Genomic DNA, 1,389 nt, shown 5'->3' on the forward strand with positions numbered 1-1,389 from the left:
TTGGCTCTATAATATTTGTTGGGGTCTAGACACAACTTCTGTCGATACATTAAAAGACACGCAAAGCCCTAATTTCTTTATACTTGAATTGTCGAGAAACAAGTAAAGAGAATTGGGGTTGCGTGTAAATGAATAGTACCATGGATATTCCGGGATTGAAAGAAGCTATCGTCACTAAGGTAGATGAAGCAGAAGGCGTGATGCGTATTTTTGTGGAGATGGAACCGAGGACCCACCGTTGTCCCCAGTGCAATGCGAGAACCAATAAGATACATGATTACCGGATTCAAAAGATCCATCATTTAAAATGGTTTGAACGAACCACCCAAATTTTTTATAGACGCCGCCGTTATGTGTGTGACTGCGGGAAACGCTTTTCAGAGAAAACACCCATTGTTGAGCGCTATCAGAGAACGTCAGTGGAGTGGAATCAAGCCGTATCGATCCGGGCTATTAAAGGAAAGACGTTTAAAGAAACGGCCCAACATTATGGTACCTCTTCATCTACCATTGTACGCCGGTTTGACCGTCTGGCAAAAAGTGAAATCCGTGCGGTAAAGGAGCTTCCGGCAGTCATTGCCATTGATGAATATAAAGGGGACACCAGGGAAGGGAAATATCAGTTAATTATTGCCGACGGGATCACAAAGCAACCCCTGGATATTCTTCCTAACCGCTATAAAAGTACAATCAAGCACTACCTGCAAAAGCATGGTGCCCAGGTTCAGGTAGTCATCATGGATATGAGCCAATCCTTTAAAGCAGCCGTACAAATGGCCCTGAGCCGTCCAGTGATTGTGGCAGACCGTTTTCACTTTTGCCGGTATATTTACTGGGCACTGGATGGAGTGAGAAGACGTGCCCAACAGGCGTTTCATGACTATGATCGTAAGAAGTGCAAACGGATGAAGCATGTGTTTCATAAAGCTCAAGACCGTCTCACAGAAAACGAACGATGGCATCTGGATCGTTATTTGGATTTATCAGAGGAACTGAAACAGGCCTATGAACTGAAGGAAAGTTATCGAATTTGGTTTAATCGGGCTAAAATGATTGGCACGAATCAGATAGATGTAGTAAAAGAGGAACTAAAGAATTTTTATAACATAGTGGAATCATCAGGGATTCCTGAAATGCAGAAAGCCATAAAAACCTTTCAAAACTGGCAGACGGAAATCCTGAATAGTTTTGTTTATGGCTATTCGAACGGCTTTTTGGAAGGGATCAATAATTTAACTAAAGTAATGAAACGAAATGCATTTGGATTTAGAGATTTTGACCGCTTTCGAGCGAAAATTTTATTGTCGCATCAGTATAACGGAATTGGGGTTCACATTGGTTAAGGGTGACGACAATGAGTCGCCACCCCAACATTTGACGGAGAACCTT

General features: G+C 42.4%; 1 protein-coding gene. It reads left to right on the top strand.

Going from position 1 to position 1,389, the window contains the following annotated elements:
• Positions 1-128: 128 nt before the first annotated feature.
• Positions 129-1,343: an ISL3 family transposase gene (locus D0463_RS19150; RefSeq protein ID WP_117308943.1), complete on the top strand. Its 1,215-nt coding sequence runs from the start codon at positions 129-131 to the stop codon at positions 1,341-1,343.
• The last annotated feature ends 46 nt before the right edge of the window (positions 1,344-1,389 follow it).

This window comes from Bacillus sp. V59.32b (assembly GCF_003429085.1).
Taxonomy (GTDB): Bacteria; Bacillota; Bacilli; order Bacillales; family DSM-1321; genus Peribacillus.

Excerpts from the sequence above, each read along its gene's own strand:
- D0463_RS19150 (WP_117308943.1), top strand. The coding sequence starts at position 129 with ATGAATAGTACCATGGATATTCCGGGATTGAAAGAAGCTATCGTCACT.